The organism is Candidatus Thiodiazotropha endolucinida (assembly GCF_001715975.1).
In the GTDB taxonomy this organism is placed as follows: Bacteria; Pseudomonadota; Gammaproteobacteria; order Chromatiales; family Chromatiaceae; genus Thiodiazotropha; species Thiodiazotropha endolucinida.
The window spans coordinates 46,327-71,485 of sequence record NZ_MARB01000011.1 but is presented as its reverse complement, the minus strand read 5'-3'; the positions used below and the strand labels follow the sequence as shown (position 1 = coordinate 71,485).

Genomic DNA, 25,159 nt, shown 5'->3' with positions numbered 1-25,159 from the left:
TAGGCACTTAGCACTAACGGCCTGAACCGTTCAGCTGTATTGGTGGAGCCAGGGAGGATCGAACTCCCGACCTCCTGCGTGCAAGGCAGGCGCTCTCCCAGCTGAGCTATGGCCCCTGAAGAGTCAAATGGTTCTGAATAAATATGGTGGGTCTGGGAGGATTTGAACCTCCGACCTCACCCTTATCAGGGGTGCGCTCTAACCAACTGAGCTACAGACCCAAGTCACTCAGCGCAGTACAGCTGCTTAGCTGTTTAACAGGTCTGTATCTGCTTCAACATCGGCTAGGTAACTTGTGTGGATGCTCCGAAGATCCGGGCAACTTTTTTAAAGGAGGTGATCCAGCCGCAGGTTCCCCTACGGCTACCTTGTTACGACTTCACCCCAGTCATGAATCACAAAGTGGTGAGCGCCCCCCCGAAGGTTAAGCTACCCACTTCTTTTGCAACCCACTCCCATGGTGTGACGGGCGGTGTGTACAAGGCCCGGGAACGTATTCACCGCGACATGCTGATTCGCGATTACTAGCGATTCCGACTTCATGCAGTCGAGTTGCAGACTGCAATCCGGACTACGACCGGTTTTCTGAGATTAGCTCCCCCTCACGGGTTGGCGACCCTCTGTACCGGCCATTGTAGCACGTGTGTAGCCCAGCCCATAAGGGCCATGATGACTTGACGTCATCCCCACCTTCCTCCGGTTTGTCACCGGCAGTCTCCCTAGAGTTCCCACCCGAAGTGCTGGCAACTAGGGACAAGGGTTGCGCTCGTTACGGGACTTAACCCAACATCTCACGACACGAGCTGACGACAGCCATGCAGCACCTGTCACTGGATTCCCGAAGGCACCAAACTATCTCTAGTAAGTTTCCAGGATGTCAAGGGCTGGTAAGGTTCTTCGCGTTGCATCGAATTAAACCACATGCTCCACCGCTTGTGCGGGCCCCCGTCAATTCCTTTGAGTTTTAACCTTGCGGCCGTACTCCCCAGGCGGTCAACTTATCGCGTTAGCTGCGCCACTAAACCCTTATAATGAGTCCAACGGCTAGTTGACATCGTTTACGGCGTGGACTACCAGGGTATCTAATCCTGTTTGCTACCCACGCTTTCGCACCTCAGTGTCAGTATTGGTCCAGGAAGCCGCCTTCGCCACTGATGTTCCTCCGGATATCTACGCATTTCACCGCTACACCCGGAATTCCGCTTCCCTCTACCATACTCTAGTGAGGCAGTATCAAATGCAATTCCCAGGTTGAGCCCAGGGCTTTCACATCTGACTTACCAAACCACCTACGCGCGCTTTACGCCCAGTAATTCCGATTAACGCTTGCACCCTCCGTATTACCGCGGCTGCTGGCACGGAGTTAGCCGGTGCTTCTTCTAAAGGTAACGTCAAGACTCGAGGGTATTAACCTCAAGCTTTTCTTCCCAATTGAAAGTGCTTTACAACCCGCAGGCCTTCTTCACACACGCGGTATTGCTGGATCAGGGTTGCCCCCATTGTCCAATATTCCCCACTGCTGCCTCCCGTAGGAGTCTGGGCCGTGTCTCAGTCCCAGTGTGGCTGATCGTCCTCTCAGACCAGCTATGGATCGTCGCCTTGGTAGGCCGTTACCCTACCAACAAGCTAATCCAACGCAGGCTCATCTAATAGCGCGAGGTCCGAAGATCCCCCGCTTTCCCCCGTAGGGCGTATGCGGTATTAGCTCGAGTTTCCCCGAGTTGTCCCCCACTACTAGGCAGATACCTACGCGTTACTCACCCGTCCGCCACTCGTCAGCCGAGAGCAAGCTCTCGCTGTTACCGTTCGACTTGCATGTGTTAAGCATACCGCCAGCGTTCAATCTGAGCCAGGATCAAACTCTTCAGTTTAAGCTTGATAGCTGCTTATGGCAGCCAATCCTTTTGACTCGAGATTCTCGGATAGAATTACTATCTTTGAATGCTCTCTGTCGATCTTTGGTTACCCATGATCAACGGAGCACCCACACAAATTACCTAACCTGATTGTTAAAGAGCATCCCGGAATTTTCTTCCGAGAAAGACCGTCTATTTTAAAGGACCCTGTACTTGTGTCAAGAAAATTCTCAATTTTCTTCAAGCCGCCGAGGCCTCCCGGTCCGTTCGAGAGCGCGTATTCTACAGCCCGCTTAGTCATTGTCAACAACTAAATCTAAGCACTAGAACCGAGACCCTCATGGCTTCCGAATCGGCTTCTTCAAGCCCCCCGAAAGAGTGGCGCATTATACGGAGTTCACCCCCTCCGTCAACAACTTTCAGACGGTTTTTCAGGAGATCTGTCATTACCTTGCAGGACCATCTCAATATCGAGCCGGGTAATGCTGATTTCTTCGGTCAATTCAAGGGTAACCAGCCCTCCGAAATGGATTGCAGCGGAGGGCAAGGGGAAAGATTCGGGATCCGTCAACGACTAATGCAGGCTGACGCGGGCAAATCTGCGCTTGCCCACCTGATATACATGGGTTGACCCTGCCGCAACAGTAAGGGTGTGATCTGTCACTCTCTCTCCGTCAATGCGCACCGCACCCTGCTTTATCATACGCATAGCCTCGGAGGTGCTCTTCACCAATTCGGCATCCTTCAGGAGATTGGCGATCGGATAACCGCCATTGGATGCTGTAAAGTCGAACTCGGCCATCTCATCGGGCATCTGACCTTTTTGAAAACGGGCAACGAAGGCCTCATGGGCCTTAACCGCCTGCTCCCTGGAGTGAAAGCGTTCCACCAACTCTTCGGCAAGCCGAATTTTCACATCCCGTGGATTGGCTCCCTGCTCAATCTCTCTTTTCCACTCTACGATCTCCGACATCGGCCGAAAGCTCAACAACTCGAAATAGCGCCACATCAGTTCATCTGAGATCGACATGACCTTACCGAACATCTCCTCGGGCGCATCGGTGATGCCTATGTAGTTGTTGAGGGATTTCGACATTTTCTGCACCCCATCCAACCCCTCAAGGATTGGCAGGGTGATCACTATCTGCGGTTCCTGCTGATAGGCCTCCTGCAGTTGCCGCCCCACCAGGAGGTTGAACTTCTGATCCGTGCCTCCCAGTTCCACATCGGCCTTCAACACCACGGAATCGTAGCCCTGGATCAACGGGTAGAGGAATTCATGCACAGCGATGGCCTGGCCGCTGGTATAACGCTTATTGAAATCATCCCGCTCCAACATCCGCGCCACCGTGTGCTTTGCCGCCAGCTGGATCAGATCCACTGCCGACATCTCTCCCATCCAGGAAGAGTTGAACAGGACCGTGGTCTTGGTGGGATCAAGAATCTTGAAGATCTGATGCTCATAGGTCTTTGCATTTTCCACCACCTCATCCCGTGTGAGGGGTGGCCGGGTAGCGCTTTTACCTGTGGGATCACCGATCATGCCGGTGAAATCACCGATCAGAAAGATCACCTCGTGCCCCAATTCCTGGAATTGTCGAAGTTTATTGATAAGCACAGTGTGCCCGAGGTGGAGGTCTGGGGCCGTGGGATCAAACCCTGCCTTGATCTTCAGTGGTTTGCCACGCTGCAGCTTTTTAATCAATAAATCTTCAGGCAGAACCTCTTCCGTACCTCGTTTAATAAGTTCCAGGGAACCAGTGACATCGGTCATTTAATAAATCTCTAAAATTAAGGCAATGGTTGCACACTCTACTAGAAGCATCTGATAAAATTAACCATTGTATAGTGTTATGCGCTACTATCCATTATGTGATCAGGCGCTGTATTCTTTCGTCAAGGGGCCGATACAGAGTATATATTGCCGTATTATTCAATCATGCAAGACTTTAAATCCTACACATTGGAGAGAAAACCGGCGCGCGGCCTACTCGGCCGAGGCCTATTGTTTGCTGCGGTTATACTCCTTCTCCTTGCCGCAGGAACCCTCTACTTCAGCCCGTCATCCCACCAAACCCCCGTGGATGACAATCCTCCCTCCTCTGAACAGATTGAAAACACAGACCAGAAAAGGATTCTACCACTACAACTACCCGGCCAATCCAGCAGAAAGTCCTTCACTCCCGATTCACCGGACCAGTCAATCAGCTTCATCAGGCAGGCGGTGGCCGTGGAGGCCGAGCCGGTTATCGAGACTGACATCCCGACTGTCGCAGTGGAACAGGAGACAGCGCCTGAGTCCCATACACTGACTTACGAGATTCAGAATGGCGACTCCCTGGCCAGCATATTTAAAAAGCATGATCTCAGCGCCAATCTGCTGCACCGCATTGTCCACTCCAGTGACACTGCAAAAAAACTGACCGATATTCGCCCCGGAGAGATCCTGCACGTGGAGCTGGATGGGGAACAGAATTTTCTCGGTCTACGTCTCGAACAGAGCAAGATCGACAGTCTCCAGATAACCGCCATCGAAGATGGGTTTAAAGCAGCCGAACTGAGCAGAGAAGTGGAGGTAAGGACCAATCACATCAGCGGCACCATCGAGAACTCTTTTTACGTCGCGGCTAAGGAGGCTGGTCTCTCAGAAAAGCTGATCATGCAGATGGCGGGTATCTTTGGTTGGGATATTGACTTCGCCCTGGAGATCCGCAGCGGTGATCGGTTCACGGTCATCTTTGAGGAAGATTATCTTGACGGGGAGAAACTACGCGACGGCCCCATTCTGGCCGCGGAATTCGTCAATCGGGGACGCTCCTACCAAGCCCTGCTATATACAGATGATACAGGTCGATCTGATTACTACAGCCCCGACGGCCGCAGTATGCGCAAGGCCTTTCTTCGGGCTCCTGTCGATTTCAGGCGTATTTCATCGCGCTTTACCCGGGAACGATACCATCCTGTACTGGGTAAAAAGCGCCCCCATCGCGGGGTCGACTATGCGGCGAAAACCGGCACGCCGGTGAAAGCCGCCGGTGATGGAAAGATCATTCACCGAGGCAAAAAAGGCGGTTACGGAAAGACCGTCATCATAAAGCATGGGCAGACATACACTACCCTGTACGCCCATCTTTCCCGCTACAACAAGAAGGCCAGGAAAGGAAGCAAGGTCAAGCAGGGACAGACCATCGGATATGTCGGCAGTACCGGGCTCGCAACAGGCCCGCACCTCCACTATGAATTCCGCCTCAATGGCGTGCACAGGAATCCTTTGACGGTGAAGCTCCCTGCAGCCAAGCCTATCGCAAAAAAATATCGTGAAGATTTTCAACTGAAGATACAACCCCTGCTGAGCCAGCTTGAGTTGATCAATCGCACCCTTGTTGCAAATGCCCAATGAATCGGTGTTTGTGGGACTCATCTCAGGCACCAGCCTGGATGGCGTGGACGCTGTGGTTGTCGACCTCTCCAGCAATCAACCCCGCCTGATATCGAGTCACGTCGAGCCTTATCCCACTCAACTCAGAACCTCACTGCGGGCCCTTTGCCAACCTGGCAGCAATGAAATCGACCGCATGGGGGAACTCGACAAACAGGTTGCCGTCACCTTCGCAACCGCCTGTCGTACCGTATTGGCAGACTCCGGCATAACACCACACCAGGTAACAGCCATTGGGAGCCACGGCCAGACCATTCGTCATCGTCCCGACGCTGAAAATCCTTTTACCCTGCAGATTGGGGATCCCAATACTATTGCCGAACTGACAGGCATCACCACGGTTGCTGATTTCCGCCGTCGCGACATGGCGGCGGGTGGCCAAGGCGCGCCACTTGTACCTGTCCTCCATCAGGCGCTGTTTCAAAAACCCGGAAGAAAGCGGATCATCCTGAATCTGGGCGGAATCGCCAACATCACCTGCCTGCCCGACAATAATGCAAAACCGGTTACCGGGTACGATACCGGACCGGCGAATACCCTGCTCGATCGCTGGATAGAAAATCACCGGACCGTCACGCTGGACCACCAGGGAGCATGGGCAAAAAGTGGCCATATCAACGATAGCCTACTGAATGATCTGCTGTCCGATCCCTATTTTCAGCAGCCTCCGCCAAAAAGCACCGGCAGAGAGTATTTCACCCTTGATTGGTTGCTGGAGAAACTGACTCCTCACCAGCTTTCAGCCGAGGATGTACAGGCAACCTTGGTTGAACTCAGCGCTGCCACTATTGCCCAGGCAATTCTCGATGAGGGCTATGATGAATCTGAGATTTTGGTGTGCGGCGGAGGAGCTCACAATCTCTACCTGCTGGAACGCTTAGGCAATCGACTGCCGAGTGCCGAGATACAGCCAACATCTGCCTACGGTGTGGACCCGGACTGGATCGAAGCCATCACATTCGCCTGGCTGGCGAAACGCACCCTCAGTGGACTCAATGGCAACCTGGCATCCGTCACAGGTGCTGACCGGAATGTGATTTTGGGTGGTATTTATCCCGCCTGAGAGGCCGACCCGCATCCACCCCTGTAGTTTGAGACGAGACCAGTCAACCACATTTCCATCGACCGAAGTTGTAGCTAGGGCCTGTTGACAGCCTTTCCGGCGAGAGAGTGGATAGCCGCTCCAATAGAAATCAGCAAAAAAGATGAATAAATGCCCTGCGTCAGAGAATTAGAAGTTATTAATTCTATAATGTATATAAACGCGGTAGCCATTTGAACTCCATGCGTACAGCTTCCATCGACAATCGAAACTTTTTACTGCGCCGATTGCATTCACTATTCGGCCTCCTGCCCGTTGGCGGTTTTCTGATCTTCCATCTGTGGGAAAATTCACAATCCCGTTTTGGTCAGCTCCATTACAACGAACAGGTCGTGGGCTGGCTGCAAAGTCTCAATTATCTGACATTGATGGAGATCTTCGTGATTGCCTTGCCGCTGCTATTTCATGCAGGATACGGTTTGGTCATTATCCACGGAGCTGAAGGCAACTGGTATCGCTATCCCTGGCTGCACAACCGTTTTTACTGGCTGCAGAGGATTTCAGGTATCGGCATCCTGCTGTTCCTTGTATTGCATGTGGGCTGGACCAGGATTTGGGGCATATGGCAACCCGAAATCAAAGCCGATCTCTTCAGTCATATGCAGCTTCTGCTTGGTAATCCCGTCACCTTTCTACTCTACCTGACAGGTCTTCTGTTGGCAGTCTTCCACCTGTGTAACGGTTTATGGACTATGGCAATCAGTTGGGGGCTCACTACAAGTGTCGATGCCCAACGTTACTGGTTCTATTTCTGTATGCTGCTTGCCCTGACACTGAGCGCCATGGGCGTACACGGAATGCTGGGATTCATCGCATGAAAAGACCGCGTAAAGTCATCGTTGTCGGTGGTGGACTGGGCGGCCTGTGGTCGGCATTACGGGTGGCGGAAGCCGGATTTCAGGTAGAGATCTTCTCCCTTTTCGAGGTCAAGCGTTCACACTCGGTATGTGCTCAGGGCGGCATCAACGCCTGCTTCGACACCAAAGGCGAACGGGACAGCGTCTGGCAACATATCGTCGACACGCTGAAGGGAGGCGCATACCTGGCCAATCAACCGCCGGTAAAGTCGATGTGTGAACAGGCACCCGGCATCATCCGCACTTTCGAACGCATGGGTGTTACCTTCTCCCGCACAGCAGAGGGATTGCTGGATCTCCGTCTTTTCGGCGGTGTCAAGAACCGGCGTACCGTATTTGCCGGTGCCAGTACGGGACAGCAGCTCTTGTACGGTGTCGATCAAGAGATCCGCCGCCTGGAGTCCCTGGGGCGTGTGCAGAAATATGAGTGGTGGGAGTTCCTCTCCCTGGTAAAGGATAGACAGGGTACCTGCAAAGGAATTGTCGCAATGAATCTGCGCACCATGGATGTCAAACATTTTCGTGCGGATGCAGTGATACTGGCGACCGGGGGTATGGGTCAGGTGTTTGGTCATCGTTCCACCAACTCTACCAACTCCACCGGTGCAGCCGCATGTCGTGCATACCGGCAGGGCGCCTGGCTGGCCAATACGGAATTCTTTCAATTCCACCCGACCGCCATGCTAGGCGACGACAAGACACGCTTGATGAGCGAAGCGGCTCGTGGCGAGGGTGGACGTATCTGGGTACCAAAAAATCCCCAGGAGAATCGACGTGCCGGCGATGTCCCCGAACAGGAGCGATTCTATTTTCTCGAAGAGTGGTACCCGAGCTATGGAAATACGGTACCACGGGACGTAGCATGCCGTGCGATCTGGAAGGTTGTGCATGAGATGGGACTGGGTGTTTCCGGAGAAAACAAAGTCTATCTCGATCTGACACATTTGAATCCCGGATTCATAGAACATCGCCTGCATGCGATCCTTGATATCTACCGCAAATTTCACGGTGCTGATCCCGTACATGAACCCATGGAGATCTATCCTTCAGCCCATTACGCCATGGGCGGCCTCTGGGTTGATTTCGAGAAAGATCAATCCGATGGCGGATTAAAACCGGGAAGTCCACGCAATCACGCAACCAACATACCGGGGCTCTACGCCTGTGGCGAGTGTGATTACGGTTACCACGGGGCCAACCGGTTAGGTGCCAACTCGCTTCTCTCAGCCTCATTCAGTGGCCGGGTCGCCGGCGAAGCGGTTGCAAACTACCTGAAGGGTCTGGAGGATGAACTGCTGAGCGTACCCGAACGGTTCTACCTGGATGAGGTTAAGCGACAGCAGTCGATCAACCTGAATCTGACATCAAGCGACGGCAGTGAGAATCCCTACACACTACATCGCGAGCTTGGCGAAATCATGTCGGGACAGGTAGGCGTCGTACGGGATAACGCGGTTCTCAACACTGCCATTGATTCACTGCAGGAACTTGAGCAACGCAGCCACTCAGTCAAGCTGGATGCGAGTAATGAATGGAGCGATCAGGGTTTGATTTATGTCCGTCAGCTGCAGGAGATGATACGACTCGGCGCTGTCATTGCCGGTAGCGCCCTGGCCCGGGATGAGTGTCGAGGCGCTCACTTTAAACCGGCTTTTGAACTGCCGACACCGAAGGATGCCTACCCGGGTGATCCAGCCTATGAAGCCTACCGCGAGAGCTGGAAAAAACAGAATCAGACGTGGTTGAAGACAACCGTCGCTGAACATTCGGCAGACGGTCCCAGAATCAGCTTTCGCGAGATTGACCTTTCGGTCCTGCCACCGGAAGAGCCACGGGACTATCGCTGAGGATGTCATGATGGGTAAAACAATCGATCTGCAGATTCGTCGGCAAGACACCCCTTATAGCCCACCCTATTGGCAGACATTCTCGATACCCTACCGCGAGGGTCATAACATCGTTTCAGCCCTGATGGTGATCCGCGAACATCCCCTCACGCAAGAGGGCCAACTCGTCGATCCAGTTGTCTGGGAATTCAACTGCATGGAAGAGGTCTGCGGCGCATGCTCCATGGTGATCAACGGGAAGCCTCGGCAAGCCTGCTCCACACTGATCGATTCCCTCGAACAACCTATAAAACTTGAACCCTTGGGTAAATTCCCCGTGGTACGGGATTTAATGATCGATCGCAGCAAGATCTTCAGCGATCTGAAGAGAGTGCGTGCCTGGATCGAAATTGACGGCGCCTGGGACATCCATCGGGGCGCACCCCGCATTTCGCCGGAGACATGGAAGGAGAGCTACCTCTACAGCCGCTGCATGAGCTGCGGTTGCTGCATGGAGGCCTGTCCGCAATATGGCATGGAAAAAGCGTTTGTCGGTCCCGCCGCCCTGGCTGCCGTCCGATTGATGAACAACCATCCCACCGGCAGCTATCATCAACAGCAGCGCCTGCATGCCATCATGGGCGATGGCGGACTCAGTGATTGCGGCAATACACAGAACTGCGTCCGGGTCTGTCCAAAACAGATTCCACTCACCACCGCTATCGGCGAACTGGGGCGTCAAACTACTCTGCAATTGCTTAGGGATCTGTTCGGCAAGAGTTGACAGCCCATCCCTTCATCAACACGATCATCCATCAACAATTGTGAAAATGTCGCATCGTTGGCAGTTACGATGTCCCGATATTGGTAGCATTAACCAATTGGCTGACGGAGACCACAGGAGATAAATGATGGCTATTCGAAGCACACTTTGTTGCCTTGTCGCAAGCATGGTCATGCTACAGGCATGTACCACTGTCGATCCCTACACAAGGGAGGAGAAGACCTCCAAGGCAACCACTGGCGCCATGATTGGGGCAGTCGCCGGAGCTGTTCTGGGAATTGCCACTTCCAAGGATAAAAAGAAGCGCAAAGAGCGCGCATTGAAAGGTGCGGGAATCGGTGCGATTGCCGGAGGCGGTGTCGGTTACTATATGGATGTACAGGAAGCCAAGCTTCGTCAACGCTTGGAAAACACCGGTGTCAGCGTAACCCGTGATGGGGACAACATCATCCTCAATCTGCCCAGCAACATCACTTTCGAAGTCGATAAATCGGATGTGAAGCCCAACTTTCTGGAGATACTCGGCTCGGTCGCCCTGGTGCTGCAGGAATACAAGTCGACCATGATTGAGGTGGCAGGCCACACCGACAGTACTGGCTCGGAATCCCATAACCAGATGTTGTCACAGCAACGCGCCCAGTCGGTTTCCAATGCCTTGGTTGAAAACGGTGTGGAAGGTGTCCGTATCGATACGGTAGGCTTTGGTGAAACACGGCCAACCGCATCCAATAAAACAGCTGCAGGACGGCAACAAAACCGTCGTGTGGAATTGACCCTGCTACCCTATGCCGAGGGCTGATCAAATATCACAAGGACTTACCCGCAAGAGCCCGCTTACCATGGAGTGGTGATGCGGGCGCCGGGTTGGGGAAATGATCAGACAGAAAACGAGGAGCCGCAGCCGCAGGTTGTGGTTGCATTGGGATTGCGGATGATGAACTGGGCACCCTGCAGGCCTTCCGTATAGTCAACCTCGGCCCCCATCAGATACTGCATGCTCATGGGGTCCACCAACAGGGTTACACCCCCTGTCTCGACCCTGGTATCGCCATCGTTTTCATTCTCATCGAATGAGAAGCCATACTGGAACCCGGAGCAGCCTCCGCCCTGTATATATACACGTAACATCAGGTCAGGGTTACCCTCTTCAGCAATCAGTGAAGCGACCTTGGAGGCAGCCGCTTCGGTAAAGATGATAGAATCGTTGTATGTATCTGCGCTAGTCATGATGATGGCCCTGCTCTCTCCGGCCTGGTATCCCAGGCGGGTCTAATAGTTGCCAAACCTAATACGGTTTGTCGCGGTAAATTATATGGAAGTATGCAATTACCGAGAAAAACAGTCAAGTATTATTCGCAAACCATCCCTGTTACGGCTCAACCCTCAGGAGTAATCACCTTCTCCCCATCGCTCACCACCGTCTCCTCCTGCTGTGGCTTCCCGTCATACGGCAGCTGCGGGGGATCCTGCTCAGAGGCGTGAATCAGTTTGCCGTTGACCTCCGCCCCCATCGCCATCTCCAGCATGGCGTAGGTCAATGTGCCGGTTATTCTTGCCTTGGGCGCCAATTCCACTCGGTTGCCTGCGATGACATCCCCGACAACCGTGCCATTCAACATCACATTGCCTACCCGGACGTTGCCATCTATGGTGCCTAATTCACTCAATGTCAGGGTCGCTGACGGATCCTGTGGATCGGACAGCACATCGCCCCTGATCACGCCATCCACATGCAGTCCATTGCTAAAGGTGATATCACCCTTGATTTCGGTGCCTGAACCGATCACTGTCGTAATTCGAGGTGAACGGAATTTTTTCTTACTCTTACCAAACATATTAATTTTTTCCTTTCTACATCAGGATATTGGTGACCAGTTATAGGCTTCACTCACAGGCTTCAATTTGGAACTGCTCGGCTTGACGTCGATCGTGATGGTTGCGGGTTCAAAACCTGTCGGCAAATGCAGCTTGCCTTCCACATTCTGGTAGTAGCGAAAACGCATCTTATGACTGCTGAGTTTTTCATCCGACAACTCTTCCAGCTTTAACAGCTTGGCCTGACCATCCTGCAGTCCCATGATTGACAACTCGATCCTTCCCTTCACGACACTACCGCTGTTTATTACCTGGCTGACGGAAAATTTATAGACAAACTGCTGCGCCTCAAGTCCCGCCTCCAACTTGAAATTCTGCACTCTAAGCACTTGTTGTTTGGATGAGGTGGAGACTATGCCACGCAGAAAAGTCAGCTCCTCCTCCATCTTCAAGCGCTCATCCTGCAGCTTCTTGATCTGCTCACGAATCGCAAGCAATGCCTCTCGGTCCACTTCGGCCGCCTGCTTCACCATGGCCAATTGACGCCTCAGTTCATTGCGTTCCTGCTCCAGGGTTTGCACATGATCCATGCCCGATTGCAGCCGGGCAAAGCCCTGGGCAAGACTGCTACCTCCCTGTTTGTAAGCCATCCAGGCCACCCCGCTCAGCAAGAGCAGCAGCAGGCATAATCGAATCCAGCGTGGTACACCCTCGTTGGCGCCGACGATCTTGGGTACACGATATTTCTTGATGTCTACCATGAATTCAAGGTAGCAGAGCGACCTGATTCAAACCACAATCTTCGTTCAGATCAAACATCAGATTCATATTCTGCACCGCCTGTCCCGCAGCGCCCTTCACCAGATTGTCGATCACGGAACTGACCACCACCACATCGCCTTCCCGGGGGGAGTGCACTGCGATCCGACAGTGATTCGCACCTTTCACGCTGCGCGTCTCCGGATGGGAGCCTGGCGGCATTATGTCGACAAAGCAGTCCTGCCGATAACGCTTCTCGAACAGTGCCTGCAGATCAACCGAGCGATCAGTCAACCGGGCATAGAGGGTTGCCTCGATACCACGAATCATCGGCACCAGATGGGGCACGAAGGTCAATCCCACCGGCTCGTCACTGACCCGGCTCAGGGTCTGTCGGATCTCCGGTTGATGACGATGACCGGGAATGGCATAGGCCTTGAAACTCTCGCCCATCTCACCCATCAGCATGGCAACGTTTGCGGATCTTCCGGCGCCGCTCACACCCGACTTTGTATCCGCAACCAGGAAGTCGCATGCCACAAGGCCATCTTCAATCAATGGAAGAAAACCAAGCGCAACGGCAGTGGGATAACATCCCGGATTGGCCACCAACCGCGCCTCCCGTATAGCCTGACGGTTCAACTCCGGCAGGCCGTAAACCGCCTCCGGCAGCAGCTCCGGACAGGCATGCCGCATCCCATACCACTGTTCCCACACGGCTTGATCGGCGATCCTGAAATCAGCGGCCAGGTCGATGACACGCACACCTCCCGCCACTAATTCCGGGACCTGAGTCATGGCAACACCATTGGGTGTAGCAAAAAAAACCAGGTCGCATTCACCCAATTGAGCCGCATCAGGCGCGACAAATGAGAGATCCGTAAGGCCACGCAGATTTGGGAAAAGATCGGCAACCGCCTTCCCGGACTCCGCGCGCGAGGTTATGGCAACGAGTTCGCATGATGGATGGGCCACCAGCAACCGCAGCAACTCAACACCGGTATACCCGGTTCCACCAACAACACCAACCTTTATCATATTCAAGGCAACCTGTTTTCTGCAGCCAGTGAATATTTACATCACCTTAGGATCAACAAGAGCGTGGCGCTCTGAGAAATATTCACAGACTGGATTAATGTTAAGACAGCTATCATAAGGCTTGGTTAATAAAAGAAAAAGTCAACTGTCAAGAAAACCTAAACAATTGTGAACTCGGGGGCTTTTAGAGCGCGAAATACAAACTTTAAGTGGAAATTCTATTCTATTGCCTCCACATTACTACAAAGATACTCAGCAGGAAGGCCGTTATGGAGACTATCGACACCCTTGCACTCACCCTAGGCGCGGGATGGGCCGCAGGCATCAATCTGTATGCCGCAGTCCTGGTCTTGGGCTATCTGGGTATGACCGGCCATGTGACATTGCCCCCCGGACTCGAAGTACTGAGTGATCCGCTGGTAATGGGCATCGCCGGCATCATGTATTTCATCGAGTTTTTCGCCGACAAAACACCAGGGGTCGACAGTGGTTGGGATGCCTTGCATACTTTTGTGCGCATCCCGGCGGGCGCCCTGCTGGCAGCCGGCGCAGCCAGTGGTTTTGAGGTCAACCAGGCCGCTGAACTCGCCGCCGCACTGGTCGGTGGAACCATGGCAGCCGGGAGCCATTTCACCAAGGCCGGCACCCGCCTGATGATCAATACCTCACCGGAACCGGTAACCAACTGGACCGCCTCCATCGCCGAGGACCTGGCGGTCATCGGCGGACTCTGGGCAGCACTGAACTATCCGCTGGCGTTCATTATCCTCCTGGTGCTGTTCGTCGCCCTGGTGATCTGGCTGCTGCCGAAAATCTGGCGGGCACTGAAATCCCTTTTTCGTCGTATAGGTGCGCTTTTCGCAAAAGAGCCACCTCCCGCTGATTCCTCCGTAGGAAACCAGTCAGAACAGCCCGATGTACTGAAGTCACTCTTTCATTCTGCAAATACAGGCGATCAACGCACAGAGAAATAGACTTCAATGACACATCATTGTGATACTTGATACACCCAAGTTTTATTGTACAATATATTGTACAACTTAAAACTGGAATCACCAATGGACGCCATCGCCTACAGTATCGCCCGTGCCAAATTAGCCAGCACCATGAACCAGGTTTGCGAGGACCATGCACCAGTCATCATCACACGTAAGGGAGCGGGATCAGTGGTGATGATATCGCTGGATGATTATCAGGCCCTCGAAGAGACTGCCTACCTGTTACGCAGCCCGAAGAACGCCCGTCGTCTGCTTGAATCGATTGCTGAACTGGAAAGTGGCGGCGGTAGCGAACGCTCACTATCACAGGAATGACGAATCTGACAGGGACGTCGGAATGAAACTCATCTTTTCCGAACACGCCTGGGAGGATTACCTCTTTTGGCAGCGGGCAAACAAGAAAACTTTACGCCGTATTAATCAACTTATTCAAGCCATCCAAAGGGAACCCTTTTCAGGGATCGGTAAACCTGAACCTCTCCGCCACGGTCTTTCGGGCTACTGGTCGCGTCGTATCGATGAGGAGCATAGAATCGTCTACAAAGTGGCGGACGATAGTCTTCTGATCGCTCAACTGAGATATCACTATTAAGATTTTCCGATCTCTTTTCCAGTTCCGAAAATCTGAAACAAACACTTTTAATTCCTGCACACGCCCCACCTATCTCATTGTATTTAAATAAAATAATTGAAAGGGTGTCTGCCGAAATGAAGTAAGTCCAGAGGTAATGCTTATAGCAACAAGGGACTGTCTTAAAACGCATCTCCCGGAATCCGCACCCAGCCCTCCATCAATATCCGTGCACTGCGGCTCATCACCACCTTTTCAACAATCCAGTTGCCGTTCTGTTCGCTGGCTGTGGCGCCTACCTTGAGGGTGCCGGAGGGATGGCCGAAGGTGACCGCTTCCCGCTCGCCGCCACCGGCGGCCAGGTTGACCAGGGTGCCGGGGATGGCCGCCGCGGTGCCGATGGCGACAGCGGCTGTACCCATCATGGCGTGGTGGAGTTTGCCCATGGAGAGGGCGCGCACATTGAGGTCGATATCGCCCGCATTGATCGCCTTGCCGCTGGAGGCGGTGTAGTCTGCCGCCGGTGCGACGAAGGCCACCTTGGGGGTGTGCTGGCGAGCGGCTGCCTCTTCCACCCTGTCGATCAGTCCCATTTTGATGGCGCCATAGGCGCGGATGGTCTCGAATCGCTCCAGGGCCGCCGGATCACCGTTGACCGCCTCCTGCAGCTCGATGCCGCTGTAACCGATCTCGTCGGCATTGAGAAAGATGGTGGGGATGCCGGCGTTGATCATTGTGGCCTGGAAGCTACCGATACCGGGTACTTCCAGCTGGTCCACCAGATTGCCGGTAGGAAACATGGTCTCTGAGGGGTCCACAGGACTCATGAACTCGATCTTCACCTCCGCTGCCGGGAAGGTGACGCCATCGAGTTCAAAGTCGCCGGTCTCCTGCACCCGGCCGTCAGTGATGGGTACATGGGCAACGATAGTCTTCTCGATATTCTTCTGCCAGATGCGCACCACTGCGATGCCGTTGTCGGGGATGCGACCGGTATCCACCAGGCCACTGGCAATGGCGAAGGCGCCAACGGCAGCGGTAAGGTTACCGCAATTGCCGCTCCAGTCGACAAAGGCTTTGTCGATGGCGACCTGACCGAAGAGGTAGTCGACGTCATGATCGGGCTTATTACTCCTTGCCAGGATCACCGTCTTGCTGGTGCTGGAGGTGGCGCCACCCATGCCGTCGGTGTGCTTACCGTAGGGGTCGGGACTGCCGATCACTCGCAATAACAATTTGTCCCGGGCCTGGCCCGGCACCCGGGCGGGTTCTGGCAGGTCTTCCAGATTGAAGAAGAGGCCTTTGCTGGTGCCGCCTCGCATATAGGTGGCGGGGATGCGGATCTGGGGTGCGTGTGACATATGTTTATCGTCCTGTCGAAACGGTAATCGATATCGTTAACCGCCAGTGACAAATGAGTGGGCCTCCCCTTCGGCTTGGCCCACCCTAGGTTTACCTAAGCCGTGGCGAGGAAGTCCTGGGCGAAGCGCTGCAGTACGCCGCCTGCGCCGTAGACCGATACCTCTTCGGCAGTGTCCAGGCGGCAGGTAACCGGTATCTCGACCGTCTCGCCGTTGCGCCGGCGCATGACCACCGTCAGTTCAGTACGCGGTTTGGGCTTGCCGACGACATCGAAGGTCTCGGTACCGTCGATGGCATAAGTATGACGATTCTCGCCCCGCATGAATTCCAGCGGCAGCACGCCCATGCCCACCAGGTTGGTGCGGTGGATACGCTCGAAACCTTCGGCCAGGATCGCCTCGACGCCTGCCAGGCGCACACCTTTGGCGGCCCAGTCACGGGAAGAACCCTGACCGTAGTCGGCGCCTGCGACGATGATCAGCGATTGTTTGCGTTGCATGTAGGTCTCAATCGCCTCCCACATGCGCATAGGCTCACCCTCCGGTTCCAACCTGGCCAGGAAGCCCTGTGTCACTTCACCCTGGTCGTCCCGGCACATTTCGTTAAGCAGCTTGGGATTGGCGAAGGTGGCGCGTTGTGCGGTGAGGTGGTCGCCCCGATGGGTGGCATAGGAGTTGAAGTCCTCCTCCGGCAGGCCCATCTTGGCCAGGTATTCACCCGCCGCGCTGCTCGGCAGGATGGCGTTGGAGGGCGACAGATGATCGGTGGTGATGTTGTCGCCCAACACCGCCAAAGGACGCATACCGCTCAGGCTGCGCTCACCCGCCAAGGCACCCTCCCAGTAGGGAGGACGGCGTATGTAGGTACTTTGCGGCCGCCAATCATAGAGCGGGCTCTCCGCCTGCTCCCGGTCACCCAGGTCGAACATGGGCTGGTAGATCTGGATAAACTGCTCCGGCTTCACCGACTGCTTGACAATAGCGTCGATCTCCTCGTCGCTGGGCCAGATGTCGTTGAGTGTGATCGGGTTGCCATCCTTGTCGCGACCCAGGACGTCCTGCTCAATGTCGAAACGCACGGTGCCGGCGATGGCGTAGGCCACCACCAGCGGCGGCGAGGCGAGGAAGGCCTGCTTGGCGTAGGGGTGGATACGGCCGTCGAAGTTGCGGTTGCCGGAGAGCACCGCGGTGGCGTAGAGGTCCCGGTCGATAATTTCCTGCTGGATCTTCGGATCGAGGGCGCCGCTCATGCCGTTGCAGGTGGTGCAGGCGTAGGCAACGATACCAAAGCCGAGTTTCTCCAGTTCCGGCAGCAGGCCCGCCTCTTCCAGATAGAGCTTGGCGACCTTGGAGCCCGGCGCGAAAGAGGACTTCACCCAGGGCTTGCGGGTGAGTCCCAGTTGATTAGCCTTGCGCGCCAGCAGGCCGGCGGCCACCACGTTACGCGGGTTGGAGGTGTTGGTGCAGCTGGTAATGGCGGCGATGATCACCGCCCCGTCGGGCATCACGCCCGGTTTTTCCTCCCAGGTACCGGCGATGCCACGCTCCGCCAGGGCAGAGGTGGGCAGGCGGCGGTGGGGATTGGAGGGTCCCGCCATGTTGCGCACCACGCTGGAAAGATCGAACTCCAGCAAGCGTTCGTAGTCGGCTGTTTCAAGGGCATCAGCCCAAAGACCTGTGGTCTTTGCATAGTTCTCCACCAGGGCTACCTGCTCGGGCTCGCGACCTGTCAGCTTCAGGTAGTCGATGGTCTGTTGATCGATATAGAAGAGGCCCGCCGAGGCACCGAATTCCGGTGTCATGTTGGAGATAGTGGCGCGATCGCCGATGGTGAGGCTCTCTACTCCCTCACCGAAGAATTCGAGATAGGCTGAAACCACCCGCTCCTGACGCAGGAACTCGGTCAGGGCAAGCACAATGTCGGTGGCGGTGATACCCGGCCGGCGCTGGCCGGTAAGATTGACGCCGACGATCTCAGGCAATCGCATCATTGAGGCACGGCCCAGCATCACATTTTCCGCCTCCAGACCACCGACACCGATAGCAATGACACCGAGGGCATCCACATGGGGGGTATGACTGTCTGTGCCGACGCAGGTATCGGGAAAGGCCACGCCGTCTCGGGACTGGATCACCGGTGACATCTTCTCCAGGTTGATCTGATGCATGATGCCGTTACCGGCGGGGATCACGTCCACATTGTCGAAGGCGGTCTTGCACCACTCTATGAAGTGAAAGCGATCCTCGTTGCGGCGATCCTCGATAGCCCGGTTCTTCTCGAAGGCGTCCGGCTCGAAGCCGGCGTGCTCCACCGCCAGTGAGTGGTCGACGATCAGCTGGGTCGGCACCACCGGATTGACCTTGGCCGGTTCTCCCCCCTTGTCGGCAATGGCGTCGCGCAGGCCGGCCAGGTCGACCAGGGCAGTCTGCCCCAGGATGTCGTGGCAGACCACCCGTGCCGGATACCAGGGAAAGTCCAGATCGCGCTTGCGCTCGATGAGTTGCTTAAGGGCGTCCGTCAGCAGGTTCGACTCGCAGCGTCGCACCAACTGCTCCGCCAGAACCCGTGAGGTGTAGGGGAGTCGGTCGTAGGCGCCGGGCTGGATCGCTTCGACCGCCATGCGCGTATCGAAGTAGACCAGGTCGCTACCCGGCATGGGCTTTCGATATTTTATGTTCATTGAGCTCTCGTTCGATGCGATAGCAGGGTAGTTATGAGTTTTTAGTTTCGGTGTGCGCTGCACGCACGGTTTTTTTAAAAAACCACGCGCGTAGCGAGTACCGACAACTCAAAACTCATCACTTAAAACTCAAAACTAATCCTCAGCCTCTTTCGTTGATCGGCACCCAGGCCCGGTTCTCCGGTCCGGTATAGTTGGCCGAGGGGCGGATGATCTTGCCGTCTTCGCGTTGTTCGATCACATGGGCACCCCAGCCGCTGAGGCGGGATATGACGAACAGGGGGGTGAACATATCAGTGGGCACACCCATCTGGTTGTAGGATACGGCAGAGAACCAATCCAGGTTTGGGAACATCTTCTTGATCTCCCACATTACCGACTCAAGGCGGTCGGCGACGCTGAACATGGTCATGTTGCCCGCCTCCTCGGAGAGCTCCTTGGCAACCTGTTTGATCACATCGTTGCGGGGGTCACCCACAGTGTAGACCGGGTGACCGAAGCCGATGACGATCTCTTTGCGTCCAACCCGCTCGCGGATATCAACCTCCGCCTCGTCTGCAGTGCGGTAACGGCTTTGGATACGGAAGGCTTCTTCGTTGGCGCCACCATGCTTGGGGCCGCGCAGTGCACCGATAGCCGCGGTTATTGCCGAGTACATATCGGAATTCGTACCGGCCACCACGCGAGCAGTGAAGGTTGAGGCGTTAAACTCATGCTCGGCGTAAAGTACCAGCGAGGTGTGCATGGCGCGTACCCAGGACTCTTTCGGCTTCTCACCATGCAACAGGTGGAGGAAGTGACCGCCGATGGAATCGTCATCGGTCTCAACGTCAATACGCTTACCGTTGAACGCATAGTGATACCAGTAGAGCAGGGCCGAGCCGGAGCTTGCCATCAAGCGGTCGACGATATCCCGCGCCTCTGAGGCGGGGTGACTCTCCTTCTCCGGCACACAGCTGCCCATTACCGAACAGGCGGTGCGCATCACATCCATCGGATGGGCGGAAGCCGGGATCGCCTCCATAGCCTGCTTCACCGCCTGGGGCAACCCGCGCATCGACTTAAGTTTGGTCTTGTATGCGGTCAGTTCAGCGGGGGTTGGGAGGGCGCCATGAATCAATAGGTAGGCGATCTCCTCGAATTCCGCCTTTTCGGCGAAATCGAGAATGTCGTAACCGCGGTAGTGCAGGTCATTACCGGTACGGCCAACGGTACAGATTGCGGTGTTACCGGCGGCAGTGCCGGAGAGTGCGACCGACTTTTTCGCCTTGGGAAGGATTTGATTGGGTTCGCTCATTGGGAAACCTCCTCTGATGCGATTGATAATTGGATAGTGTTTTACAAAACTGGTTTAAGAGAGTGGCCGCAAATGGACACTAATCACCGCGAATAAGCGCAAATGATATGATTGCTCAGAAAAATTTTTTTTGTTTTCATTTGCAGTAATTAGCGTTATTTGCGGCATGAATCGTTTACGTTAAGCCGTCTCCTCTGAAGCAAACAGATGGTCCAGCTTCTGTTCGAAATCGTGATAGCCGAGATAGTCGTAAAGATCGGCACGACTCTGCATCAACTCAACAACGCCTTGTTGGGTCCCTTCATCGCGCAGGGTTTGATACACCTTCAAAGCTGCAGCATTTGCCGCGCGGAATGCGCTCAGAGGGTAGAGAGCAATACTCACGCCCACAGACGCCAAATGTTCCGTGGTAAATAAGGGTGTGGCGCCAAATTCAGTGATGTTAGCCAATACCGGAACCTTGACCGCTGCCACAAACTCCCGATACTGATCGAGCTCGTTCATCGCTTCCGGAAAGATCATATCCGCCCCAGCCTCGACACAGGCAGATGCCCGGTCAATGGCTGATTGCATACCCTCCACAGCCAGCGCATCAGTACGTGCCATAATTACAAAATCATCATCCAGTCTTGCATCCACCGCCGCTTTGATGCGGTCAACCATCTCACTCTGGGTGACGATCGCTTTATTGGGACGGTGGCCACAACGTTTTTGTTGCACTTGATCTTCGATATGTACTGCAGCCGCTCCGAACTTGTTCATATTGCGAATAGTCCGCGCGATATTGAAGCCCCCCCCCCATCCTGTGTCGATATCAACCAATACAGGCAGGTCAGTCACTTCCGTCATGCGTCGCAGATCTGTCAGGACATCTTCCATCGTCGTGATACCCAGATCGGGGATACCGCATGAACCCGCAGCGACACCGCCACCCGAGATGTAGAGGGATTGATATCCCGAGGCTTCCGCCAGCCGGGCATGGTAGGCGTTGATTGCACCCACACACTGCAATGGTTTCTCTTGTTCGACGGCAGCTCGAAAGCGGGCGCCAGGATTTTGATGATTGGTCATTTCATATCCTCAACATAAAAAAGTCTTGAGTTATGGGTTTTTAGTTTTGAGTTGTGGCGTTCACTACACACACTTATTTCTAACTCAAAACTTATAACTAAAAACTCAAAACTCACGTATCGTTAGTTTTCCAGCAACATTCTTTCCACGTTTCTACGTGAGGAACGAATATGCTGACGCATCAAAAGCTCCGCCATTTCAGGGTCTCGAGAGGAAATGGCATTCAACAGATAGTGGTGCTCATCATAGGCCTGACTGGAGCGCTTACTGCGCATCCCGAACTGGTAACGGTACATACGCAACAGATGATAGAGATCGTTGCAAAGCAGACCGATCAGGTGGTGATTTTTGCTACCTTGAACAATACGGTAATGGAAGTCGAGGTCACCCTGCTTTTGGAAATACGCCTCACCATGCTGTTCTTCAATCTGCCGTCCATGCTGATCCAACAGCAGCTGTAGCTCCTCTATCTCCTTATCACTCATATTTTGTGCCGCCAATCTCGCAGCCATCCCCTCAAGGGCTTCACGTACCTGATAGATTTCAATCAACTGTTCGTATGAGAGCGTCACCACTCGAGCACCCAGATTGGGTTTACGCTCAACCAGCTTCCTCGCTTCAAGTCGTCCGATCGCTTCTCTCAATGAACCTCGACTGACGCCATGCTGTCGAGCAAGTTCCGGCTCACTGATCTTACTTCCAGACGGAATATCTCCTTCAACGATGGCACGCTGAATCGTATCGAAGAGACGATCTGTTAGTGTGATAGTGATCGGATCGTTCTTTTCCACTCGCGACTGACTCCGTATAAATATCTCAGTATGTCGACACATTGATTCAAATAAAGCAAATATTGACCAAAATATAGCCTATACTGCTTAATATGTCGACACTTTATTGAATTTAGTGATTTTGGTGCCCTACCCGATTGCCTCCTTGGCGAGGTAGAGCACCCTCTCTAAGCCAATCTATCCCGTTTTATTTTGCATAACCCAGGGTTTATAAGGAGGACGAGATCTCGTCCAAAATCGCAGGATCATCGATCGTAGCGGGCATCTTCCACTCCTGACCGTCGGCGATCTTCACCATCGTTCCCCGCAGGATCTTTCCTGAGCGTGTCTTGGGCAGACGTTTAACAATGGCGATGTGCTTAAATGCCGCGACCGGACCAATCTGCTCTCGAACCCGCTTCACCAATTCAGCAGCCAACTCATCTGCAGAACGTTCGACACCCGACTTCAAGACAACAAATCCCAAAGGCAATTGCCCCTTCAAGGTATCGGATACGCCGATGACAGCACACTCCGCCACATCGGCATGGCCCGCCAATACCTCTTCCATCTGCCCCGTGGAGAGGCGATGTCCCGCAACGTTGATAACATCATCGGTCCGGCTCATGATCCACAGATAGCCGTCTTCATCCTTGTATCCGGCATCACCCGTCAGGTAATACCCGGGATGAGCGCTCAGATAGGAGTCGACGAATCTTTGTTCGTTATTCCAAAGAGTAGGCAGGCACGCGGGAGGCAATGGCTGTTTTATTACGATATCTCCCATCTCTCCTGCAGGTTTTTCGACGCCCTGGTCATCGAGCACACGCACGTCATAACCCACCATGGATACCGTTGGAGAACCGGCCTTTATCGGAAGCGGTTCAATACCCATGGGATTCGCGGCAATAGCCCAGCCAGTCTCGGTTTGCCACCAATGATCGACAACCGGTTTATCGAGCATGGTTTCAGCCCAGTGAAGCGTATCAGGATCGCAACGCTCACCCGCAAGAAACAAGGCATCCATACAGCCGATATCATACTTCGACATATAGGCGCCTTGCGGATCCTCCTTCTTGATTGCCCGGAACGCGGTTGGCGCAGTAAACAGCACTTTGACTTTATACTCACTGATCATTCGCCAGAATGCGCCGGGATCGGGGGTACCGACCGGCTTGCCTTCGTATATGACGGTGGTGCAACCGGCTAACAGGGGACCATAGACGATATAGCTGTGGCCAACCACCCACCCGACATCGGATGCCGCCCAGTAGACATCACCCGCCTCGACATTGTAGATATTCTTCATCGACCAGAGCAGTGCAGCGGCATGTCCACCGTTGTCACGCACCACGCCCTTGGGCTGGCCTGTAGTACCAGAGGTATAGAGGATATAGAGAGGATCTGTTGCCTCAACCGGAACACAATCGACGGGATCGGCCTGTGACAATGACCCTTCCCAATCGAAATCCCGTCCGTCCTGTAATTCAGCCGCCAATTGAGTCCGCTGTTTGATGATGCACGTGGTAGGCTTATGCCGGGCTATATCAATCGCCTCATCAAGCAGTGGCTTGTACGCGACCAAGCGACTGGGTTCGATACCGCAGGATGCGGAAAGTATCATTTTAGGTTGGCAATCATCGATCCGTGTTGCCAGCTCTTTTGCCGCAAATCCACCAAAAACAACCGAATGAATAGCACCGATCCGGGCACATGCCAACATGGCAATGGCCGCTTCCGGTATCATCGGCATATATATAATGACCCGATCGCCCTTTCCCACACCGTGGGACGCTATCACACCGGCCAGCCGGGCTACCGTATCCCGCAGTTCGCTGTAGCTGTAAGTGCGCTTCTGCTCTGTTACCGGACTGCCGTAAATCAACGCCAGGCGATCACCATTTCCCGCTTCCACATGGCGATCCAAAGCGTTATAGCAGGTGTTGAACATTCCGCCACTAAACCAGCGTGGCGAAGGTTTGGCCGATTCATCCAAAACCTTATCCCAATGCTCGTACCAGTGCAGACCCTTGGCGACTGTACCCCAGAATACCTCAGGGTCATTCAACGACTGTTGATAGATCTCGGCATAACGTGACATGTGTGGGAGCTCCTCTGGTGTTGTCTATCTGATTAAGTGTCGACATATTTTGTTGTATTATGCGATTAGAACCTATTTTATAGTAAAATTTTTCTAAATTGTCGACACATTTCTGTAAATTTCTTTTTTTTACCCGACATGACTATGCACATAAAAGCCCCAAACAGGTCAGGGCCTGAGATGCTCGGAAAGCGATATCCGTTTGATTAAATTAAAAAAAAGAAAGAATATCCCGGACTCAACTTAATATGCCCCAATCATGGCGCGGTGAGAGAAATTTGGTGATTCCAAATGAACGACGAGCAACACAGAGTGACGCTTTTTCTGGCGCAACGCGTCGGTTTATGACTACTTCTCCGCCCAGCAACGTTACCATTCGTACATGCTTGGTTTACAGGACGAAAAAATGTCCGTGCGTGGAGAATTCGTGTTGAAAGGGCCTATATAAACCCATGGAAACGCATAAAGTCGTGGCAATGGCCATCTATATCAGCGTGGCGCTCTACTCCGTGTATAGAGATGACGTCGATGAGGCTCTTCCCGGCCTAATCATCCTTTTGGCTTTTCTGCTGCCTATTCTGTTTTATCGGATCATCGCGTTTTTTTCAGGCTTCGGTTTTCCCGAATATTTCGCCAAAGACTTCAAATCCGAGAACCATCCCGGACCCTACGCCCTTTTTTTCTGGATACTCTATCTGATTGCCTGTGCTTTTATCGTATTTGATTGGCAACTCTATTGAGTGCGTAAATTGTAATTTGACTGCAATACACGAATATCCGCCAATCGCGCAAAGACATTAAGCCTGTGATATGGGCCTAGGGCCTGTTAACAC

Annotated in this window: 21 protein-coding genes, 2 tRNA genes and 1 rRNA gene; 10 read left to right on the top strand and 14 right to left on the bottom strand. The window is 53.9% G+C overall.

Annotated features, from left to right (window positions below):
* Positions 1-40: 40 nt before the first annotated feature.
* The 4 genes from CODIS_RS10745 to tyrS all read right to left on the bottom strand — a co-directional run bounded on the left by CODIS_RS10745 (position 41) and on the right by tyrS (position 3,630).
* A tRNA-Ala gene (locus tag CODIS_RS10745) sits at positions 41-116 on the bottom strand.
* A 28-nt stretch (positions 117-144) separates the two neighbouring features.
* A tRNA-Ile gene (locus CODIS_RS10740) sits at positions 145-221 on the bottom strand.
* A 108-nt stretch (positions 222-329) separates the two neighbouring features.
* A 16S ribosomal RNA gene (locus tag CODIS_RS10735) occupies positions 330-1,871 on the bottom strand.
* Positions 1,872-2,430: 559 nt separating this feature from the next.
* Positions 2,431-3,630: a tyrosine--tRNA ligase gene (gene tyrS, locus CODIS_RS10730; RefSeq protein WP_069124819.1), complete on the bottom strand. Its 1,200-nt coding sequence runs from the start codon at positions 3,628-3,630 to the stop codon at positions 2,431-2,433.
* Positions 3,631-3,795: 165 nt separating this feature from the next.
* Between tyrS and CODIS_RS10725 the strand changes: the two genes are divergently transcribed.
* The 6 genes from CODIS_RS10725 to CODIS_RS10700 all read left to right on the top strand — a co-directional run bounded on the left by CODIS_RS10725 (position 3,796) and on the right by CODIS_RS10700 (position 10,663).
* Positions 3,796-5,256, top strand: coding sequence for a peptidoglycan DD-metalloendopeptidase family protein (locus CODIS_RS10725; protein ID WP_069124818.1), 1,461 nt, complete (start codon positions 3,796-3,798; stop codon positions 5,254-5,256).
* Entirely contained in the window at positions 5,246-6,358 is a 1,113-nt protein-coding gene (locus tag CODIS_RS10720) for an anhydro-N-acetylmuramic acid kinase (RefSeq protein WP_069124817.1), read from the top strand. The genes CODIS_RS10725 and CODIS_RS10720 overlap by 11 nt, the downstream gene beginning before the upstream one ends.
* Before the next feature lie 221 nt (positions 6,359-6,579).
* On the top strand, positions 6,580-7,215 hold the full coding sequence (locus CODIS_RS10715) for a succinate dehydrogenase/fumarate reductase transmembrane subunit (RefSeq protein ID WP_069124816.1): 636 nt from the start codon (positions 6,580-6,582) through the stop codon (positions 7,213-7,215).
* Entirely contained in the window at positions 7,212-9,101 is a 1,890-nt protein-coding gene (gene sdhA, locus CODIS_RS10710; protein WP_069124815.1) for a succinate dehydrogenase (quinone) flavoprotein subunit, read from the top strand. Before CODIS_RS10715 ends, sdhA begins: the two co-directional genes overlap by 4 nt.
* A gap of 7 nt (positions 9,102-9,108) precedes the next feature.
* Positions 9,109-9,864, top strand: a complete 756-nt coding sequence (sdhB, locus tag CODIS_RS10705; protein WP_069124814.1) for a succinate dehydrogenase iron-sulfur subunit — start codon at positions 9,109-9,111, stop codon at positions 9,862-9,864.
* A 127-nt stretch (positions 9,865-9,991) separates the two neighbouring features.
* The gene (locus tag CODIS_RS10700; protein WP_069124813.1) at positions 9,992-10,663 is read left to right on the top strand and encodes a YiaD family glycine zipper/OmpA-like lipoprotein; all 672 of its coding nucleotides are present in this window, start codon (positions 9,992-9,994) and stop codon (positions 10,661-10,663) included.
* A 77-nt stretch (positions 10,664-10,740) separates the two neighbouring features.
* Here the strand turns inward: CODIS_RS10700 and erpA are convergent, their stop codons facing one another.
* From erpA to argC, 4 genes are all read right to left on the bottom strand, one after another.
* Complete coding sequence (gene erpA, locus CODIS_RS10695) at positions 10,741-11,091, bottom strand: iron-sulfur cluster insertion protein ErpA (protein WP_069124812.1); 351 nt, start codon at positions 11,089-11,091, stop codon at positions 10,741-10,743.
* A 149-nt stretch (positions 11,092-11,240) separates the two neighbouring features.
* A complete protein-coding gene (locus CODIS_RS10690) occupies positions 11,241-11,699 on the bottom strand; it encodes a bactofilin family protein (protein ID WP_069124811.1) in 459 nt (152 codons plus the stop codon).
* A 21-nt stretch (positions 11,700-11,720) separates the two neighbouring features.
* Positions 11,721-12,440 carry a DUF6776 family protein gene (locus CODIS_RS10685; protein ID WP_154723092.1) on the bottom strand — a complete coding sequence of 240 codons (720 nt, stop codon included), beginning with the start codon at positions 12,438-12,440 and terminating at the stop codon, positions 11,721-11,723.
* 4 nt (positions 12,441-12,444) lie between these two features.
* A complete protein-coding gene (gene argC / locus CODIS_RS10680) occupies positions 12,445-13,476 on the bottom strand; it encodes an N-acetyl-gamma-glutamyl-phosphate reductase (RefSeq protein WP_069124810.1) in 1,032 nt (343 codons plus the stop codon).
* Between the two features lie 269 nt (positions 13,477-13,745).
* On the opposite strand from argC, the gene CODIS_RS10675 reads away from it, so the two are divergent.
* From CODIS_RS10675 to CODIS_RS10665, 3 genes are all read left to right on the top strand, one after another.
* Complete coding sequence (locus tag CODIS_RS10675) at positions 13,746-14,450, top strand: DUF4126 domain-containing protein (protein ID WP_069124809.1); 705 nt, start codon at positions 13,746-13,748, stop codon at positions 14,448-14,450.
* An 84-nt stretch (positions 14,451-14,534) separates the two neighbouring features.
* Complete coding sequence (locus tag CODIS_RS10670; RefSeq protein WP_069124808.1) at positions 14,535-14,789, top strand: type II toxin-antitoxin system Phd/YefM family antitoxin; 255 nt, start codon at positions 14,535-14,537, stop codon at positions 14,787-14,789.
* A gap of 22 nt (positions 14,790-14,811) precedes the next feature.
* Positions 14,812-15,066: a Txe/YoeB family addiction module toxin gene (locus CODIS_RS10665; RefSeq protein ID WP_069124807.1), complete on the top strand. Its 255-nt coding sequence runs from the start codon at positions 14,812-14,814 to the stop codon at positions 15,064-15,066.
* A 161-nt stretch (positions 15,067-15,227) separates the two neighbouring features.
* On the opposite strand, the gene prpF is transcribed toward CODIS_RS10665, so the two are convergent.
* The 6 genes from prpF to CODIS_RS10635 all read right to left on the bottom strand — a co-directional run bounded on the left by prpF (position 15,228) and on the right by CODIS_RS10635 (position 24,326).
* The gene (gene prpF, locus CODIS_RS10660) at positions 15,228-16,406 is read right to left on the bottom strand and encodes a 2-methylaconitate cis-trans isomerase PrpF (RefSeq protein WP_069124806.1); all 1,179 of its coding nucleotides are present in this window, start codon (positions 16,404-16,406) and stop codon (positions 15,228-15,230) included.
* Between the two features lie 95 nt (positions 16,407-16,501).
* The gene (acnD, locus tag CODIS_RS10655) at positions 16,502-19,087 is read right to left on the bottom strand and encodes a Fe/S-dependent 2-methylisocitrate dehydratase AcnD (protein ID WP_069124805.1); all 2,586 of its coding nucleotides are present in this window, start codon (positions 19,085-19,087) and stop codon (positions 16,502-16,504) included.
* 142 nt (positions 19,088-19,229) lie between these two features.
* On the bottom strand, positions 19,230-20,384 hold the full coding sequence (gene prpC / locus CODIS_RS10650) for a bifunctional 2-methylcitrate synthase/citrate synthase (protein WP_069124804.1): 1,155 nt from the start codon (positions 20,382-20,384) through the stop codon (positions 19,230-19,232).
* 180 nt (positions 20,385-20,564) lie between these two features.
* The gene (gene prpB / locus CODIS_RS10645; RefSeq protein WP_069124803.1) at positions 20,565-21,455 is read right to left on the bottom strand and encodes a methylisocitrate lyase; all 891 of its coding nucleotides are present in this window, start codon (positions 21,453-21,455) and stop codon (positions 20,565-20,567) included.
* 122 nt (positions 21,456-21,577) lie between these two features.
* Positions 21,578-22,246: a GntR family transcriptional regulator gene (locus CODIS_RS10640; protein ID WP_235615194.1), complete on the bottom strand. Its 669-nt coding sequence runs from the start codon at positions 22,244-22,246 to the stop codon at positions 21,578-21,580.
* A gap of 208 nt (positions 22,247-22,454) precedes the next feature.
* Positions 22,455-24,326, bottom strand: coding sequence for a propionyl-CoA synthetase (locus CODIS_RS10635; RefSeq protein ID WP_069124801.1), 1,872 nt, complete (start codon positions 24,324-24,326; stop codon positions 22,455-22,457).
* Positions 24,327-24,778: 452 nt separating this feature from the next.
* Here CODIS_RS10635 and CODIS_RS10630 point away from each other — a divergent pair, with 452 nt between their 5' ends.
* The gene (locus CODIS_RS10630) at positions 24,779-25,066 is read left to right on the top strand and encodes a hypothetical protein (RefSeq protein WP_069124800.1); all 288 of its coding nucleotides are present in this window, start codon (positions 24,779-24,781) and stop codon (positions 25,064-25,066) included.
* The last annotated feature ends 93 nt before the right edge of the window (positions 25,067-25,159 follow it).